1 pseudogene is annotated in these 281 nt (G+C 58.7%); it reads left to right on the plus strand.

What is annotated here, in order from left to right:
• Positions 1-281: pseudogene (gyrB, locus tag AACS18_RS22970) on the plus strand (DNA gyrase subunit B); the annotation flags it as partial.

Below are 281 nucleotides of genomic sequence, written 5' to 3' on the forward strand. Positions count from 1 at the left end.
CCTATATGGACAAAGAGGACTACAGCAAGAAGGCCAAGTCTGCCGCCAGTGGCGACGACGTGCGTGAGGGTCTGATTGCCGTTATCTCCGTCAAGGTGCCGGATCCCAAGTTCTCCTCCCAGACCAAAGACAAGCTGGTCTCTTCCGAAGTGAAGACCGCAGTTGAGCAGGCGATGGGTGAGAAGCTGGCGGACTTCCTGCTGGAAAACCCGGGCGATGCCAAGATCGTGGTCAACAAGATTATCGATGCGGCCCGTGCCCGCGAAGCGGCCCGCAAAGCC

This window comes from Aeromonas sp. HMWF015 (genome assembly GCF_963878965.1).
Lineage (GTDB): Bacteria > Pseudomonadota > Gammaproteobacteria > Enterobacterales > Aeromonadaceae > Aeromonas > Aeromonas veronii.